A 16,328-nucleotide genomic window follows, 5' to 3' on the forward strand; every position below is an offset into this window, starting at 1 on the left:
TTATGTCAACCATACGCGTCGATGTAGTAAGTGCTGAGCACTCTATTTTTAGCGGGGAAGCCAAATTTGTCGCGCTTCCTGGCGAAACTGGTGAGCTCGGCATTTTGCACGGCCACACTCCTTTGATCACACGTATTCGTCCAGGTTCAGTTCGTATTGAAAAAGCCGATGGTGACGAAGAGTTCGTTTTCGTGGCGGGTGGCTATTTAGAGGTTCAGCCAGACCACGTGACCGTATTAGCAGATACTGCTATTCGAGGTCATGATCTTGATGAAGCCAAAGCGCTCGAAGCTAAGAAGCGTGCTGAAGAAGCCATGCAAAACCGTGGCACCGATTTTGATTTGGCTTTGGCTCAGTCCGAGTTCGCTATGGCCGCTGCACAGTTGGCTGCTATCGCCCGCTTCCGTCGCAAAAAGTAAGCGCTGGTTATCCCCTTGCTGTTAAACGACCGTTTTTTAAAAGCCTGCTTGGGTGAAGCGGTTGATCAAACACCGCTTTGGCTCATGCGCCAAGCTGGGCGATACCTTCCTGAATACAACGCTACACGGGCTAAGGCGGGAAGTTTTTTAGGGCTTGCAAAAAATCCTGCATACGCGACTGAAGTAACACTTCAGCCCTTAGATCGCTATCCATTAGATGCAGCCATTTTATTCTCTGATATTTTGACTGTCCCAGATGCTATGGGATTGGGATTGAAATTTACTGCTGGTGAAGGCCCTAGCTTTGATCATCCGCTTCGTACTGAAGAAGCGGTTAAGAAATTACGCGTAGCAGATATGAGTGAGCTCAAGTACGTATTTGATGCTGTCTCTGAGATCCGTAAAGCTTTGATCCAGAATGGCAAACAACGCGTTCCTTTGATTGGCTTCTCAGGAAGCCCATGGACATTAGCTTGCTACATGATTGATGGTTCAAGTTCAGATGATTTCCGTCATGCCAAGACGATGATGTTTAGTCGCCCTGATTTGTTGCAGCATGTTCTAGATATCAATGCACAATCGGTTGCCGCTTATCTTACTGAGCAATTAAAAGCGGGTGCACAGGCGTTGATGATTTTTGATACTTGGGGTGGAATGCTGCCAGATGGTTGGTATCAAAAAATGTCTTTGGCCTCGATGCAAAAAGTGATTGCATTGTTACCGCGTGAGCATGAAGGTAGAAAAATTCCAGTGATCATGTTTACAAAAGGCGGCGGTATCTGGTTAAACGATATGGCACAAGTTGGCGCCGATGTTATTGCCATTGACTGGACCATGTCTCTCAGTCGCGCACGTAAACAGTTGCTGTCTTTAAATAAGCCTTTGGCATTACAAGGTAATCTGGATCCTCTGATTTTGTTCTCAGAGCCTGAGCAGATCGCTCAGCAGGCAAGTGCTTTACTAGATGATTTGGCGAGTGCTCCTACTCTCAAGCCAGGCCTCCATCCATTGGATGGACATGTATTTAATCTGGGTCACGGGATCTCTCAATTTACCCCGCCAGAAAGCGTAACTGCTTTAACAGAAACCGTTATTCAGCACTCCAGGGCTCTTAGATCAAAGCAATAATCCATAGTATTTGCTAACTTTCAGTATTTTTAGACAAAAGTTATGCACAATTTTGGTCATAATTAAAATTCAGTGAGATTCCGATTAAAGATGAACTTTAACTTTCGTAAGTTCTTATAAGTTATTGATTTATATGGTTATCTGGCTATTGGGCTCAAAATGAGTGCTAGCACAGATTGCTGGTAAATTAGCTTATAAATCATCATTCTTGGATGATATCCACAGACTTATCCACAAGCAAAATAGAAAAAAAGAAGTAAATGTCCTTACCCATTGTGGTTCAAGTAGTTGTCGATAAGCCCTTGGCCCAGGGTTTTGATTATTTGTGGAATAAAGAGGTGCTGGGGGCCTACCCAGAGATTGGCCATATTGTTGAAGTGCCTTTTGGGCGCTCAACTTTGGTTGGCGTGGTGATAAAAGTTAGCACTCACTCTGATTTTGAGAAATTAAAGGGTGTAACTAAGCTTTCCCCATTGCCGATGCTAGATCCAGCGGCACTCAGACTAATGAATTTTGCTAGTCAGTATTACATTCATGGGCTTGGGGAAACCATCATTCCAGCAATTCCACAGATGTGGAAAAAGCCAGCAGATTGGGAAAAAATACCTGCAAAGTTAATGCTAGGCGAAACAAAGAAAAAGAAAAAAGAAGAGCCCAAACTAAGCGAGGGTTATATCAGCGAAGCGCAGTTAAATGAAGCTCAAGAGTTAGCCTTAAAAGATTTGCGAGCCAATGTCATTGCGCAAGAATTTAAAGTGGCCCTACTTCAAGGTCAAACCGGTAGCGGAAAGACGGCTGTGTTTTTAAATTGGCTAAAAACCATTCTTCAGAATGACAATTCTCAAGCATTAATTTTGGTGCCGGAGATTAACTTAACGCCACAGTTAGAGCGCAGGGTGCGCGCTTATTTTCCGGATAAGAAAATGGTAGTGCTCCATAGTGGCGTGAGCAAAAAAAAACGTGGCATTGCTTGGTATGAAGCGCTTACCGGAAAAGCGCAAATCATTTTGGGTACAAGATTGGCGGTATTAACTCCATTACCGAATCTACGTGCAATTGTGGTTGATGAAGAGCATGACCCATCTTATAAGCAACAAGATGGAATTCGTTACTCGGCTAGAGATTTGGCCGTTTGGCGTGCACACGATTTAAAGATTCCGATATTGCTTTCTTCAGCTACGCCCTCACTTGAAACTTGGATGGCAGCTAAATCAGGACGCTATCAGTATCTGCGCTTAGACCAACGAGCACAGGGCGCGAGCCTACCAAAAGTGCATTTAATTAATACGCGAGATCCACAGAATCAGTTTAGCCCTGGAGATATTGATAGGCCCACAGCAAAAATTTCATTGAGTAAGCCCTTGGTAAATGCAATGAATAAAAATTTGCAAGATAAAAAGCAAAGCCTAGTATTGATTAATCGAAGAGGCTATGCACCGGTGTTGAGCTGTAGTGCGTGCTCATGGTTATCGAAGTGTCAGCAGTGCAGTTCATATATGGTGATGCATAAGGCAGGTGCTTTAGGACGTAAGCCAGTGTTAAGTTGCCACCACTGTGGCTTGGTTAAGCCCATTCCTAGTCATTGTCCTGATTGTGGTAATGCCGATTTAAAAACGTTGGGCCAAGGCACCCAAAAGTTAGAGGATGCTATTGAAGAGGTCTGGCCTAAGGCAAGAGTTCTCCGGGTGGATACAGACTCTAGTCGTAAGAGCAAAGGTGCGGAGGAGCTGTTTCAAGAAATTCATGATGGGAATGTAGACATCGTAGTTGGCACTCAAATGATTGCTAAAGGACATGACTACCAAAACATTGGCATGGTTGCAGTGCTAGATGCGGATAGCCGTTTGTTCTCCCAAGATTTTCGAGCAGCAGAAAGATTATTTGCACAGCTCGTTCAGGTAGCGGGCAGAGCTGGAAGGGCTAACAAAGATGGTGAGCAGAGTGGTGATATTTATATCGAAACCCAATTTCCGGAAGCGGCAGTATTTCAGTATTTGTTAAGGCATGATGTTGATGGATTTCTATCTCACATTGCTAGCGAGCGAGATGAGGCTAAATTACCGCCCTTCTCTTATCAGGGCTTGGTCCACGCTGAAGCCAAGAGTTTGGATAAGGCAATTGGGTTTTTGAGTTCTATAAAAGCACGCTTAAGAGATCAGGGCCTGATTACACAGGGTCTCCGGGTCTACGACCCCGTTCCCAAAAGCATTATGCGGGTCGCTGGAAATGAGCGTGCTCAGCTGGTCATCGAGTCCGATGATCGTAGGCAACTGCAGGATGTTCTAGAGGCAATCGATCGCGATTTGCGAGATAGCTCTCAAGGACGCATTAGCAAACTTGAGCGCATTCGTTGGTTGATTGAGCGTGACCCAATCTCAATCTAATGTTTACGCTCCAGGGCCTGAGCTGTATTTTTCTAAACTCATGAGTTGATTGAATTCTGAAATAAGACTGTCATCTGAGCTCGCTTTGATTTTGAATAACCAAACTGCATACGGTTTTTCATTGACAAGCTCGGGAGAGGCTTCGACTTCCGCATTGAGCTCAACAATTTCACCGCTCACTGGCGCATGAATATCGCTCGCTGCTTTGACAGACTCGATTACCGCAATGGCTTCGCCCTGCTTGACTAGTTGACCAATCTTAGGCGCTTGAAAGAACATTACATCTCCCAAGGCTTCTTGAGCATGATTGCTAATCCCAACCCACACTAGGCCATCACTTTCCATATCGGCCCACTCATGAGTTTCTGCAAATTTAAATGTATCTTGGCTGTTCATGTTTTATCCTTTGAGAACATTTTATGCGTAGTCCCATAAACTAGCTTTGATTGAAAAATTCACATATGCCAATTAAATTAGGAATTGTCCCAGTTACTCCGTTTGAGCAAAACTGCTCGATTCTGGTCTGTCAGGAGACTGGGGATGCTGCCGTGGTTGATCCAGGTGGTGATATTGAAAAGATTCTTGATGGTGTTCAACAAATGGGCGGCAATGTAAAAAAGATTTTGTTGACCCATGGACATTTAGATCACTGCGCCTGTGCTAAAGATTTGGCCGATCAGTTGGGCGTTCCCATTGAAGGCCCCCAGGAGGATGAACGTTTTTGGATTGAGCAGTTGCCTGAGCAGACTGTGCGTTTTGGTTTTGGTCATGCAAAAGTATTTGAGCCAAATCGTTGGCTCAATGATGGCGATCATGTTCAAGTTGGCAATGTTGATTTAGAAGTATTGCATTGCCCTGGACATACGCCGGGGCACGTTGTCTTTTTTGATAAAGAAGATCGTCTAGCCATCGTGGGCGATGTTCTGTTTGCAGGTTCAATTGGCAGAACAGATTTTCCGCGCGGCAATCATGCCGACTTGATCAGCGCAATTAAAACAAAACTTTTGCCGCTTGGGGATGATGTGCAGTTTGTACCCGGACATGGGCCCATGTCTACATTTGGACAAGAACGCAAAATTAACCCCTATGTTGGGGATGGCACTTAAAACAGTAAAACGAAAAAATTAGGCTTTTGCTGAACCGGTACGGTGGGTACGGTTATAGAGGCAGCTAGCGCAAATCCAGCGTTGCTTACGATTGCTAGTCGGAATCCATGTGCCACCCTCAAGTCGTTTTTCGCGACTGCAAGAAGAGCAAAACTTGAGGCTCTGGGAAGAATCTTGGGTAACTGCTGGAGTCGAGGTAGTCATGGGCAATCCGGGTAAGGCAAATCTTTATAAAGAGATCTATTTTACCCGTTTTGTCCTGCTGGTATTGGGGTTAAGACAACCCGGACAGAATCGGCTGTCTTGTTACCGTCAAAATCCAGCCAAGCCTTGTTTTCAAAGTCGTAGAGCTTGCACTTGCGGGCGGTATCAAAATACCAGCCCCAAGAGAACTTTTGAACAAAAATACGCTCTGGAAGGATGGTTTCAAGGGTTTTTTGGGCCTCTGTGAGGCGATAGAGGGGCACGCTCATGTCTACGTGATGCGCAGTGTGCTCCATGATATGGTGCATTAAAGCACCCCAAATCCAGTTAAAAGTCAGGTGAACTGTAGTTGACACAAAAGGCTGGGCGCGGAGCCATTCAGATTTTTTGTCATACCAAGAGACTGAAGGGTGGGTGTGGTGAACATAGACCACAAATCCAATCATGCCATTCCAGAATAAGAATGGCACTGCAAAACCAGTCACTAAACCCACCAAAATGGATTGATCGGTAGCGATTGCGCCGGCAATCAGACAGCCAATCCAGACTATTCCGAAGGCGCTTACGAGCAAATTATCTTTAAGGAAAATGGGGCGATCGCCAGGTTTGTTCTGTGCATTGGGGAAGTATTCACGTCTCCACCAAATTTCAATAAGGTAGTAGAAAACAGGACCCCAACCACTGCGATACAGGCGCTCTAGAGCCTTTCGGCCAGGGGACAGTGCGTCATATTCTGCTTTTGATAACGGCGCCCAAACAAAGTCAAAACCTTTTAAATTGGTTTGGCCGTGGTGCACTACGTTATGGCCAACATCCCAAAGGCTATATGGAGTCAGGGATGGCAAGAATGCAATGCGACCCAACACCTTATTGAGCTCACGACTCGGTGTGAAGCTTTGATGGCATGCATCGTGACCCAAAATAAAAATGCGACCGGTTACAAAACCAGCAACCACCCCAAAAATGATTTTGAGCAGAATGTTTTCAACGAAAATCGTCCCCGCGATACAGCTGAGCCACAAAAAAGCATCGATCATGAGCAACATGATCGCGCGCCCAGTTTCACCTTGTGCCATTGGAATTAACCAACTCCGAATAATCTTTCGGTGTGGCAAGGGCGCCTCAGGAGGCAAAGGATTTGTCAGAGAGGGCTCTGAAAGGGCTGAATTTAGATGTGTAGACACGATAAGAATCAATAATTTAGACCCAAATGATAGCGGTTTTCATAGTTTTGCGCATGATGTAGGTCAAATACCCCTTCTGTTTTGGCGCGCCCGGCAGGAATCGAACCTGCGACCCTTGGCTTCGGAGGCCAATACTCTATCCACTGAGCTACGGGCGCCAGGAAAACTGGCTACCCCGCTATTGTAAGTGCCTCTATCCTTGCTCTCTAGTTATAATCACCGCAAATCAACCCTACAACGCATTAAAAGATAAATTCTTATGAGCAACGAGCACGGAAACCTTATTAAGTCCCCAAAACAACTCATCATCGTGGTGTTTGCAAGCTTTTTTGTGCCCTTGATTATTATTTTGTTGTTGATGGTGTTTGTGAACAACGGTAAGCGCGGCGATTCTTCTAGCACCTCCGAAGCGCTTATTAAGCCGGTGGCCCAGTTGAATGTGCAAGAGGCCAGCAGCACACCGGCCCCTAATGCCAAATAAAATTTTTTAGTATTCGAAAAAGCTGGCTATATGCCAGCTTTTTTATTGCTCTGAATTGCTATCTTTCGCGTCAAGTGCAATTTGATAGGCATCTTTTTTTGTTAAGCCCAACACTTGTGAAAGTACTGCCGCGATCTCTTTGCTGCCTAGATATGGGTTTAATGCGTTTGCCCAACGCATTAGAGAGGCATGCTCTGGAGCCTCGTCAGCATTGGCGTGGCGCCCTGCAATCAGTATGATGAATTCTCCCTTAAGGCTCTCAGCATTTTCAATCCAAGATTCAATTTCTTGGGCCTGAATGGAAACAAGTTGCTCAAATTTTTTAGTGAGCTCACGGCAAATAAAAACTTGGCGCTCTTTTTCTAATGACCCCGCAAGAAACAGAAGTGTTTCACGAATATTGTGTGGTGACTCAAAGAAGATGCTCGTTTTTTTACTGCTACAAATATCGTGCAAAAGCGCATCGCGGTCTTTAGTTTTATGTGGCCAAAAACCCAAGAATTGAAATTGACCATCGGAGTTGAGCATGACAGACCCCGATACAGATATGGCGCAGGATACCGAGCTGGCACCAGGAATCGGAATGACACGAAAGCCGGCTTTTTGCACTTCGTCTACAAGTCGGGCGCCAGGATCTGAAACCCCGGGAGTCCCAGCATCCGAAATATAGGCCCAGCGCTCATGGTTGGCTAGGTGTTGGATCACTGTTTGGGCGCCGCCAAGCTCATTGTGCGCATGCAAGGCCAAACATTTTTTATGAATGCCAAATTGCTGCAGTAGTGCGGCACTATGTCTAGTGTCTTCACAAGCGATGCCGTCTACTGCATTTAAGACGTGAAGTGCGCGTAAGGTAATGTCACCTAAATTGCCAATCGGCGTAGCAATCATATACAAGGCCCCAGCAGGTAAATCCTGTTGCTTTAAAAAATCCAATGAGCCTAGTTCCATAGGGATATTGTCTGCTGAAGGTTAATCAATAAGCAAGAGAATACGTTGCTTTTGAGTTAAGCTGATTGCATCAGAATTTAGGCTTGCTTTGGCGCATAATATTGCTATGGATAAAGACACTATTGAACGTTTGCGCAAGCGCGCCTCTCAACATTTTTTAGACAGTATTGCGGTAAAGCAAGAGGCTGAAAAAATTCTTCCAGAGTCTGTGGCACATGGTGTGCAGGCGATGGTCGATTGTTTGAAGGCTGGCGGTAAAGTGATGGCTTGTGGCAATGGTGGCTCGGCAGCAGATGCACAACACTTTGCCGCTGAGTTGATGGGTCGATTTGAAAGAGAGCGCCAAGAGTTGGCTGCAGTTGCACTGACAACGGATACCTCGATCCTGACTGCGATTGGCAATGATTACAGCTATGACGAAGTCTTCAGCAAGCAAGTGCGTGGCCTTGGAAAAAAAGGCGACATTCTCTTGGGAATTTCGACGTCTGGCAACTCTAAGAACGTAATTAAAGCAATTGAAGCTGCAAAAAAAATTGGGATCAAAATTATTGCGCTTACTGGCAATGGTGGTGGAAAGATTGCGGCACTACTGGATAAGGATGATATTCATTTATGTGCGCCCTCAACTCGTACTGCGAGAATTCAAGAAACTCACTTAGTTTTACTGCATAGCCTGTGTGATGGCGTTGATCATATTTTGCTCGATTAATTTTTTTAAACACGCTAAAGAAATGCATATGCAAATTCAATCTTTCAGAAAATTAGTCATTGCTGTAGTAATGACAACTCAATTATCTGCATGCGGAGTTTTGGCTGTAGGTGGCGTTGCTGCGGGTGCAAGCGTCATGGCTGATCGTCGTACTCCAGGAGTGCAAGCAATTGATAATGGTATTGAGTTGGAGGCGAATGCTGCGCTTGGCAAAAAGTTTGGTGATAACGCACACATTAACGTGGCCTCATTCAATCAAAAAGTATTGCTGACAGGCGAAGTAAAAGATGCTGGTATCAAAAGCGAAGCAGGCGCATATGTAAAGGCGATGAAGAACGCGCGCACCGTTTTTAATGAATTGATCATTGGCTCTAACAGCACATATACAGCACGTGCTAACGATTCTTATCTTGAGTCGAAAATAAAAACCCAGATGATCTTTACAGATCAATTGCCATCAAACTCTATGTCGATTATTGCCGAGGGATCAAGCGTCTATCTGATGGGCATCTTGACAAAGAACGAAGCTGACTTAGCAAAAAAAGTAGCTAGCAATACAAATGGTGTGAAAGATGTTTATGTTTACTTTGACTTAATTTCTGTAGAAGAAAAAAATCGTCTAGAAAAGCAAGGCAAGGCCGATCAAACAACGCCAAACAGCCCACCAAAATTCCAGTAATTTTTTTGGGTTAGTGATGTCCGCAATGCGAGCAATTGTAAAAATAGTTTTTATATTTACAGCGCTTGCTTATTTCATTCCCCATGCGCATGCAGACAGCGAGGATCAAAAAGCATTTACGCTTGCAAAGCAAAATGCTTGCTTAGGTTGTCATGCTCTTGACAGAAAAATAGTGGGACCAAGCTTCCAATCCGTTGCGCAAAAATATAAAAGCAATCCAAATGCGCAAGCATTTTTGAAAAATAAAATCGCTAAAGGTGGTGCAGGTTCTTGGGGGGTTGTGCCCATGCCCGCGAATTCAAAGTTAAATGAAGCGGATTTATCTTTACTGGTTAGCTGGATATTGCGGGGTACACCGAGTCAAAATTGATGTGAGAATTCAGCGCGCATCAATCTCTTTAGCTTAGCGTGCGTGACGAGGTCTGCCTAAGAACCACCACCAAGCTTGATTCGCCAACTTCAAGTTTTCTTTTAGGGCGTAATCAAAGTCTGCCCACTGCTCATTAGCGGCCTCCTCAACATTCGTCCCAGAGTTTGCCGGCGGCAATTTGAGATACGCATCAGCATCACCGTAGGCATATTCAACTGTCATGCCAGCTTTTTGAGCTAGATGCATCATTGCTTTGTTGTTAGCTAGGCAGTGAACATAAAGCGTTTGAATATTGCTATTACGTGAGTGCACTGCAGAGCGTTGCAGCAGAGCGGTTCCAAGCCCCTGCGCCCTTCCCTCTGGCAATACTGATACGCCAAATTCAGCGGCGTGAGCTTGCCCTTTGATTTCAGGCAAATACGCTAGATGCGCCATGCCAATGAGCCTTAAATCATGGTCAAAGACGCCAAAAACAGCATCTCGCTTGAAATTAAGGCTCTCAACATAGTGATGAATAACTTCATCAGGGGTCTGGGTGCCAAAACGTAAGCGACGATCTTCAGCGCCCAACTGCAATAGATGGTTCAGAATTTCTGACCTGTGGCCTGCATGAAGCTCTCGAACTGGCACGGCCTTCCCTGCCATATAAGTCTGGATAAATAAGTGATCGTTTGCTAAGTTATTATTGTGCATAGCAACATTTTAGCAGAAAAGCAGGAAAAATTAAGGGTTTTCCCTAGGGTGTGGACTATCTGCAAATAAGCATCAAAAATCTAGGTTTAGCGCCCTTCCTTTTTACGCAAAAGCTCTAAAAAGAGCAAATATCTAAAAAAAGTTGAAAAATTTTTCAAAATTTATCCCATTGATTTCATTGGTTTTATTTGAAAAGTCAGAAAAATCTCCGTCTTTTATAGGTAAAAGAGTGGGAAAGGTGTTGACAACCCTATTCGGGTATGTCATAGTCTCGCTTCTTCGCTGAATGTTTTTGAAAAACGATTCAGCCCTCTTTAAAAATTAGTCAACCGATAATTGTGGGTACTAGGCGAAAGCATCCAGTCCTTCGGGACAGATGTAAACAAATAGTACTCATAGACAGTAAAAAGATTTGGTTTTATTACCAAGTCAATTTCTTGAATGAGTGCGACGATCCGCAAGGATCACAGGAATTGAACTGAAGAGTTTGATCCTGGCTCAGATTGAACGCTGGCGGCATGCCTTACACATGCAAGTCGAACGGCAGCACGGGTGCTTGCACCTGGTGGCGAGTGGCGAACGGGTGAGTAATACATCGGAACGTACCTTATCGTGGGGGATAACGCAGCGAAAGCTGTGCTAATACCGCATACGCCCTGAGGGGGAAAGCGGGGGATCGAAAGACCTCGCGCGATTAGAGCGGCCGATGCCTGATTAGCTTGTTGGTGGGGTAAAAGCCCACCAAGGCGACGATCAGTAGCTGGTCTGAGAGGACGATCAGCCACACTGGGACTGAGACACGGCCCAGACTCCTACGGGAGGCAGCAGTGGGGAATTTTGGACAATGGGGGCAACCCTGATCCAGCAATGCCGCGTGAGTGAAGAAGGCCTTCGGGTTGTAAAGCTCTTTTGTCAGGGAAGAAACACCGGCTCTAACACAGTCCGGGAATGACGGTACCTGAAGAATAAGCACCGGCTAACTACGTGCCAGCAGCCGCGGTAATACGTAGGGTGCGAGCGTTAATCGGAATTACTGGGCGTAAAGCGTGCGCAGGCGGTTATACAAGACAGGCGTGAAATCCCCGGGCTTAACCTGGGAATGGCGCCTGTGACTGTATAGCTAGAGTGTGTCAGAGGGGGGTAGAATTCCACGTGTAGCAGTGAAATGCGTAGATATGTGGAGGAATACCAATGGCGAAGGCAGCCCCCTGGGATAACACTGACGCTCATGCACGAAAGCGTGGGGAGCAAACAGGATTAGATACCCTGGTAGTCCACGCCCTAAACGATGCTGACTAGTTGTTCGGGATTTACATCCTGAGTAACGTAGCTAACGCGTGAAGTCAGCCGCCTGGGGAGTACGGTCGCAAGATTAAAACTCAAAGGAATTGACGGGGACCCGCACAAGCGGTGGATGATGTGGATTAATTCGATGCAACGCGAAAAACCTTACCTACCCTTGACATGTCACTAACGAAGTAGAGATACATTAGGTGCTCGTAAGAGAAAGTGAACACAGGTGCTGCATGGCTGTCGTCAGCTCGTGTCGTGAGATGTTGGGTTAAGTCCCGCAACGAGCGCAACCCTTGTCTTTAGTTGCTACGCAAGAGCACTCTAAAGAGACTGCCGGTGACAAACCGGAGGAAGGTGGGGATGACGTCAAGTCCTCATGGCCCTTATGGGTAGGGCTTCACACGTCATACAATGGTGCATACAGAGGGTTGCCAACCCGCGAGGGGGAGCTAATCTCAGAAAATGCATCGTAGTCCGGATCGTAGTCTGCAACTCGACTACGTGAAGCTGGAATCGCTAGTAATCGCGGATCAGAATGTCGCGGTGAATACGTTCCCGGGTCTTGTACACACCGCCCGTCATACCATGGGAGTGGGTTTTGCCAGAAGCCGTTAGCCTAACCGCAAGGGGGGCGACTGCCACGGCAGGGTTCATGACTGGGGTAAAGTCGTAACAAGGTAGCCGTATCGGAAGGTGCGGCTGGATCACCTCCTTTCTAGAGAAAAGATGCTGGAGCTATAGTGCCCACACTTATCGGTTGACAATAAAAGCCACGGGTCTGTAGCTCAGCTGGTTAGAGCACTGTGTTGATAACGCAGGGGTCGTAGGTTCAAGTCCTACCAGACCCACCAATCAGCGTTGATATGGACTTAGTGGACGTTGGGGGATTAGCTCAGCTGGGAGAGCACCTGCTTTGCAAGCAGGGGGTCGTCGGTTCGATCCCGTCATCCTCCACCAACATCTAAATGTCAAAACTAAGCGAATACTGAATCGTTTAGTTTTGCCATTTATGGCTGTTCTTTAAAAATTTGAGTAAGCAAAGTGTCAAATGTTTCTTTGAGAGGACATTTGACAATGTAATAAGGGTAAAGATTGAATCATCAATCAGTAATATCAAACGAGTTTTACAAAGTTCTTAACAAGTACTTACAGTTTGGATTACGGCAAACATGTCAGAAGTAGAAGTAAAACCTGTAACAGGTGCTAGCAATGGTGCTCGTTATAGGATCAAGTGAATAAGTGCACATGATGGATGCCTTGGCGATTACAGGCGACGAAAGACGTTATAACCTGCGATAAGCCCCGGGGAGCTGGTAAATAAGCTTTGATCCGGGGATTTCTGAATGGGGAAACCCACCACTTTTGTGGTATCCATACCTGAATACATAGGGTATGAGAAGCGAACCTTGTGAACTGAAACATCTAAGTAGCAAGAGGAAAAGACATCAACCGAGATTCCCAAAGTAGTGGCGAGCGAAATGGGAAGAGCCTTCTAGTGATAGCTCAGTAATTAACAGAATGGAATGGAAAGTCCAACAATAAAGGGTGATAGTCCCGTATGTGAAAATTATTGAGTGGTACTAGGCTAGAGACAAGTAGGGCGGGACACGAGAAATCCTGTCTGAATATGGGGGGACCATCCTCCAAGGCTAAATACTCGTAATCGACCGATAGTGAACAAGTACCGTGAGGGAAAGGCGAAAAGAACCCCGGGAGGGGAGTGAAATAGATCCTGAAATTGTGTGCATACAAACAGTAGGAGCCTCGTAAGGGGTGACTGCGTACCTTTTGTATAATGGGTCAGCGACTTACATTCAGTAGCAAGCTTAACCGAATAGGGAAGGCGTAGCGAAAGCGAGTCCGAATAGGGCGCTAGTTGCTGGGTGTAGACCCGAAACCAGTTGATCTATCCATGGCCAGGTTGAAGGTGCGGTAACACGTACTGGAGGACCGAACCCACTAACGTTGAAAAGTTAGGGGATGAGCTGTGGATAGGGGTGAAAGGCTAAACAAAACTGGAAATAGCTGGTTCTCTCCGAAAACTATTTAGGTAGTGCCTCGTGTATCACTGTAGGGGGTAGAGCACTGTCATGGTAGTGGGGTCCATTGCGGATTACTGCGCCATAGCAAACTCCGAATACCTACAAGTGCAAGCACGGGAGACAGACATCGGGTGCTAACGTCCGGTGTCAAGAGGGAAACAACCCAGACCGCCAGCTAAGGTCCCTAATATATGCTAAGTGGGAAACGAAGTGGGAAGGCTAAAACAGTCAGGAGGTTGGCTTAGAAGCAGCCATCCTTTAAAGAAAGCGTAATAGCTCACTGATCGAGTCGTCCTGCGCGGAAGATGTAACGGGGCTAAGCATATAACCGAAGCTGCGGATCACAGCAATGTGATGGTAGGAGAGCGTTCTGTAAGCCTGTGAAGGTGTCTTGTAAAGGATGCTGGAGGTATCAGAAGTGCGAATGCTGACATGAGTAGCGATAAAGGGGGTGAAAAGCCCCCTCGCCGTAAGCCCAAGGTTTCCTGTTCAACGTTCATCGGAACAGGGTGAGTCGGCCCCTAAGGCGAGGCAGAGATGCGTAGCTGATGGGAACAAGGTTAATATTCCTTGACCATTGTTAGATGCGATGGGGGGACGGATCGCGGAAAGTTGTCCGGGTGTTGGATGTCCCGGTTCTTGCGTTGGAGATGGCTATTAGGTAAATCCGGTAGCGTAATTCAAGGGCGTGAGACGAGCGAATTTATTCGCGAAGCAATTGGAAGTGGTTCCAAGAAAAGCCTCTAAGCTTCAGTCTAACAAGACCGTACCGCAAACCGACACAGGTGGGCGAGATGAGTATTCTAAGGCGCTTGAGAGAACTCAGGAGAAGGAACTCGGCAAATTTGCACCGTAACTTCGGGATAAGGTGCGCCCTTGTAGTTTGACCGTGAACAACGGAAGGACGAAAGGGTTGCAATAAAAAGGTGGCTGCGACTGTTTAATAAAAACACAGCACTCTGCAAACACGAAAGTGGACGTATAGGGTGTGACGCCTGCCCGGTGCTGGAAGATTAAATGATGGGGTGCAAGCTCTTGATTGAAGTCCCAGTAAACGGCGGCCGTAACTATAACGGTCCTAAGGTAGCGAAATTCCTTGTCGGGTAAGTTCCGACCTGCACGAATGGCGTAACGATGGCCACACTGTCTCCTCCTGAGACTCAGCGAAGTTGAAATGTTTGTGATGATGCAATCTACCCGTGGCTAGACGGAAAGACCCCATGAACCTTTACTGTAGCTTTGCATTGGACTTTGAATCGGTCTGTGTAGGATAGGTGGGAGGCGTTGAAAGCGGAATGCTAGTTTCGCTGGAGCCAACCTTGAAATACCACCCTGATTTATTTGAGGTTCTAACCTTGGCCCGTTATCCGGGTCGGGAACAGTGCATGGTAGGCAGTTTGACTGGGGCGGTCTCCTCCCAAAGTGTAACGGAGGAGTACGAAGGTACGCTTGGTACGGTCGGACATCGTACCTAAAGTGCAATGGCAAAAGCGTGCTTAACTGCGAGACCGACAAGTCGAGCAGGTGCGAAAGCAGGTCATAGTGATCCGGTGGTTCTGTATGGAAGGGCCATCGCTCAACGGATAAAAGGTACTCTGGGGATAACAGGCTGATACCGCCCAAGAGTTCATATCGACGGCGGTGTTTGGCACCTCGATGTCGGCTCATCTCATCCTGGGGCTGTAGCCGGTCCCAAGGGTATGGCTGTTCGCCATTTAAAGAGGTACGTGAGCTGGGTTTAAAACGTCGTGAGACAGTTTGGTCCCTATCTGCCATGGGCGTTGGAGATTTGACGGGGGCTGCTCCTAGTACGAGAGGACCGGAGTGGACATTCCGCTGGTGTACCTGTTGTTTCGCCAGAAGCATCGCAGGGTAGCTATGAATGGAAGAGATAACCGCTGAAAGCATCTAAGCGGGAAACTTGCCTGAAGATGAGATCTCCCGTAGGTTTAACCTACATAAAGGGTCGTTGAAGACCACAACGTTGATAGGTCGGGTGTGGAAGTGCAGTAATGCATTAAGCTAACCGATACTAATTGCCCGTTAGGCTTGATCCTATAACCAGCACTATTGTGTTGGATGTTTGCCAGATTTAATCTGCATCCTTATTACATGCTTACTCAAATAGAGTTGTTGATTAATCAGCAACTCAACCCTCTACGCCCGGTGACCATAGCGAATTGGAACCACTCCTTCCCATCCCGAACAGGACAGTGAAACGATTCTACGCCGATGATAGTGCGGATTACCCGTGTGAAAGTAGGTAACTGCCGGGCACCAATGCGACGCCCAGACCCCTTTAGGTCTGGGCGTTTTTACTTGTGCAAAGCGTTTGAGAGATTGACAGATACTCCGTTTGGAGTCAGAATGTTGGGTTCGCGGAGGGGTGTCCGAGCGGCTAAAGGAGGCAGACTGTAAATCTGTTGGCTATGCCTACGTAGGTTCGAATCCTACCCCCTCCACCAGATGTGCGGGATTAGTTTAATGGTAAAACAGCAGATTTCCAATCTTCGGTCAAGAGTTCGATTCTCTTATCCCGCTCCAGATTTGTTGTATTAGATTTCGCCCATGTGGCTCAGTGGTAGAGCACTCCCTTGGTAAGGGAGAGGTCGGCAGTTCGATCCTGCCCATGGGCACCATGTTTGATTTTATTAATTGTGTATTTCGTGTTTGGTTTAAGAGTTAACT

The 16,328-nt window shown here is 46.5% G+C and carries 13 protein-coding genes, 6 tRNA genes and 3 rRNA genes; 16 read left to right on the forward strand and 6 right to left on the reverse strand.

Annotation, left to right across the window (positions count from 1 at the left end; genetic code table 11):
- The first annotated feature begins 2 nt into the window (after positions 1–2).
- The 3 genes from ICN21_RS00235 to priA all read left to right on the forward strand — a co-directional run bounded on the left by ICN21_RS00235 (position 3) and on the right by priA (position 3,931).
- The gene (locus tag ICN21_RS00235; protein ID WP_215296084.1) at positions 3–419 is read left to right on the forward strand and encodes a F0F1 ATP synthase subunit epsilon; all 417 of its coding nucleotides are present in this window, start codon (positions 3–5) and stop codon (positions 417–419) included.
- A 9-nt stretch (positions 420–428) separates the two neighbouring features.
- Entirely contained in the window at positions 429–1,547 is a 1,119-nt protein-coding gene (gene hemE / locus ICN21_RS00240; RefSeq protein ID WP_370624034.1) for a uroporphyrinogen decarboxylase, read from the forward strand.
- Between the two features lie 260 nt (positions 1,548–1,807).
- Positions 1,808–3,931: a primosomal protein N' gene (gene priA, locus ICN21_RS00245; RefSeq protein WP_216175948.1), complete on the forward strand. Its 2,124-nt coding sequence runs from the start codon at positions 1,808–1,810 to the stop codon at positions 3,929–3,931.
- A gap of 3 nt (positions 3,932–3,934) precedes the next feature.
- Here priA and gcvH read toward each other — a convergent pair whose 3' ends face one another.
- On the reverse strand, positions 3,935–4,327 hold the full coding sequence (gcvH, locus tag ICN21_RS00250; protein ID WP_215296087.1) for a glycine cleavage system protein GcvH: 393 nt from the start codon (positions 4,325–4,327) through the stop codon (positions 3,935–3,937).
- 65 nt (positions 4,328–4,392) lie between these two features.
- On the opposite strand from gcvH, the gene ICN21_RS00255 reads away from it, so the two are divergent.
- Positions 4,393–5,037, forward strand: coding sequence for an MBL fold metallo-hydrolase (locus tag ICN21_RS00255; protein ID WP_216861613.1), 645 nt, complete (start codon positions 4,393–4,395; stop codon positions 5,035–5,037).
- Between the two features lie 18 nt (positions 5,038–5,055).
- On the opposite strand, the gene ICN21_RS00260 is transcribed toward ICN21_RS00255, so the two are convergent.
- From ICN21_RS00260 to ICN21_RS00270, 3 genes are all read right to left on the reverse strand, one after another.
- The gene (locus ICN21_RS00260; protein ID WP_215296088.1) at positions 5,056–5,241 is read right to left on the reverse strand and encodes a hypothetical protein; all 186 of its coding nucleotides are present in this window, start codon (positions 5,239–5,241) and stop codon (positions 5,056–5,058) included.
- A gap of 41 nt (positions 5,242–5,282) precedes the next feature.
- A complete protein-coding gene (locus ICN21_RS00265; RefSeq protein ID WP_370624033.1) occupies positions 5,283–6,425 on the reverse strand; it encodes a fatty acid desaturase in 1,143 nt (380 codons plus the stop codon).
- A gap of 82 nt (positions 6,426–6,507) precedes the next feature.
- Positions 6,508–6,583 (reverse strand) — tRNA-Arg (locus ICN21_RS00270).
- A gap of 101 nt (positions 6,584–6,684) precedes the next feature.
- Between ICN21_RS00270 and ICN21_RS00275 the strand changes: the two genes are divergently transcribed.
- Positions 6,685–6,906, forward strand: coding sequence for a hypothetical protein (locus ICN21_RS00275; RefSeq protein WP_251370013.1), 222 nt, complete (start codon positions 6,685–6,687; stop codon positions 6,904–6,906).
- A gap of 42 nt (positions 6,907–6,948) precedes the next feature.
- Here the strand turns inward: ICN21_RS00275 and rsmI are convergent, their stop codons facing one another.
- On the reverse strand, positions 6,949–7,854 hold the full coding sequence (rsmI, locus tag ICN21_RS00280) for a 16S rRNA (cytidine(1402)-2'-O)-methyltransferase (RefSeq protein ID WP_216175950.1): 906 nt from the start codon (positions 7,852–7,854) through the stop codon (positions 6,949–6,951).
- A gap of 106 nt (positions 7,855–7,960) precedes the next feature.
- Between rsmI and ICN21_RS00285 the strand changes: the two genes are divergently transcribed.
- Genes ICN21_RS00285 through ICN21_RS00295 form a run of 3 tightly spaced genes read left to right on the forward strand, consistent with a single transcriptional unit; the run spans position 7,961 to position 9,612 of the window.
- Positions 7,961–8,563, forward strand: a complete 603-nt coding sequence (locus tag ICN21_RS00285) for a phosphoheptose isomerase (protein ID WP_215296090.1) — start codon at positions 7,961–7,963, stop codon at positions 8,561–8,563.
- A 28-nt stretch (positions 8,564–8,591) separates the two neighbouring features.
- Positions 8,592–9,242, forward strand: a complete 651-nt coding sequence (locus ICN21_RS00290) for a BON domain-containing protein (RefSeq protein ID WP_216175952.1) — start codon at positions 8,592–8,594, stop codon at positions 9,240–9,242.
- Between the two features lie 16 nt (positions 9,243–9,258).
- Positions 9,259–9,612: a c-type cytochrome gene (locus ICN21_RS00295; RefSeq protein ID WP_216175954.1), complete on the forward strand. Its 354-nt coding sequence runs from the start codon at positions 9,259–9,261 to the stop codon at positions 9,610–9,612.
- A gap of 33 nt (positions 9,613–9,645) precedes the next feature.
- Here ICN21_RS00295 and ICN21_RS00300 read toward each other — a convergent pair whose 3' ends face one another.
- Positions 9,646–10,305 carry a GNAT family N-acetyltransferase gene (locus tag ICN21_RS00300; protein ID WP_216175955.1) on the reverse strand — a complete coding sequence of 220 codons (660 nt, stop codon included), beginning with the start codon at positions 10,303–10,305 and terminating at the stop codon, positions 9,646–9,648.
- A 475-nt stretch (positions 10,306–10,780) separates the two neighbouring features.
- On the opposite strand from ICN21_RS00300, the gene ICN21_RS00305 reads away from it, so the two are divergent.
- From ICN21_RS00305 to ICN21_RS00340, 8 genes are all read left to right on the forward strand, one after another.
- Positions 10,781–12,313: ribosomal RNA gene (locus ICN21_RS00305) — 16S ribosomal RNA — on the forward strand.
- A gap of 59 nt (positions 12,314–12,372) precedes the next feature.
- Positions 12,373–12,449 (forward strand) — tRNA-Ile (locus ICN21_RS00310).
- Between the two features lie 30 nt (positions 12,450–12,479).
- A tRNA-Ala gene (locus ICN21_RS00315) sits at positions 12,480–12,555 on the forward strand.
- Between the two features lie 268 nt (positions 12,556–12,823).
- A 23S ribosomal RNA gene (locus tag ICN21_RS00320) occupies positions 12,824–15,697 on the forward strand.
- A gap of 105 nt (positions 15,698–15,802) precedes the next feature.
- Positions 15,803–15,916: ribosomal RNA gene (rrf, locus tag ICN21_RS00325) — 5S ribosomal RNA — on the forward strand.
- Together the 16S, 23S and 5S rRNA genes with 5 tRNA genes alongside form the textbook arrangement of a ribosomal RNA operon.
- Positions 15,917–16,020: 104 nt before the next feature.
- A tRNA-Tyr gene (locus ICN21_RS00330) sits at positions 16,021–16,105 on the forward strand.
- Between the two features lie 5 nt (positions 16,106–16,110).
- Positions 16,111–16,184, forward strand: a tRNA-Gly gene (locus ICN21_RS00335).
- A 20-nt stretch (positions 16,185–16,204) separates the two neighbouring features.
- Positions 16,205–16,279: transfer RNA gene (locus ICN21_RS00340), tRNA-Thr, on the forward strand.
- Positions 16,280–16,328: the final 49 nt, after the last annotated feature.

Origin of the sequence: Polynucleobacter sp. AP-Feld-500C-C5, assembly GCF_018882265.1 — a bacterium.
Taxonomy (GTDB): domain Bacteria; phylum Pseudomonadota; class Gammaproteobacteria; order Burkholderiales; family Burkholderiaceae; genus Polynucleobacter.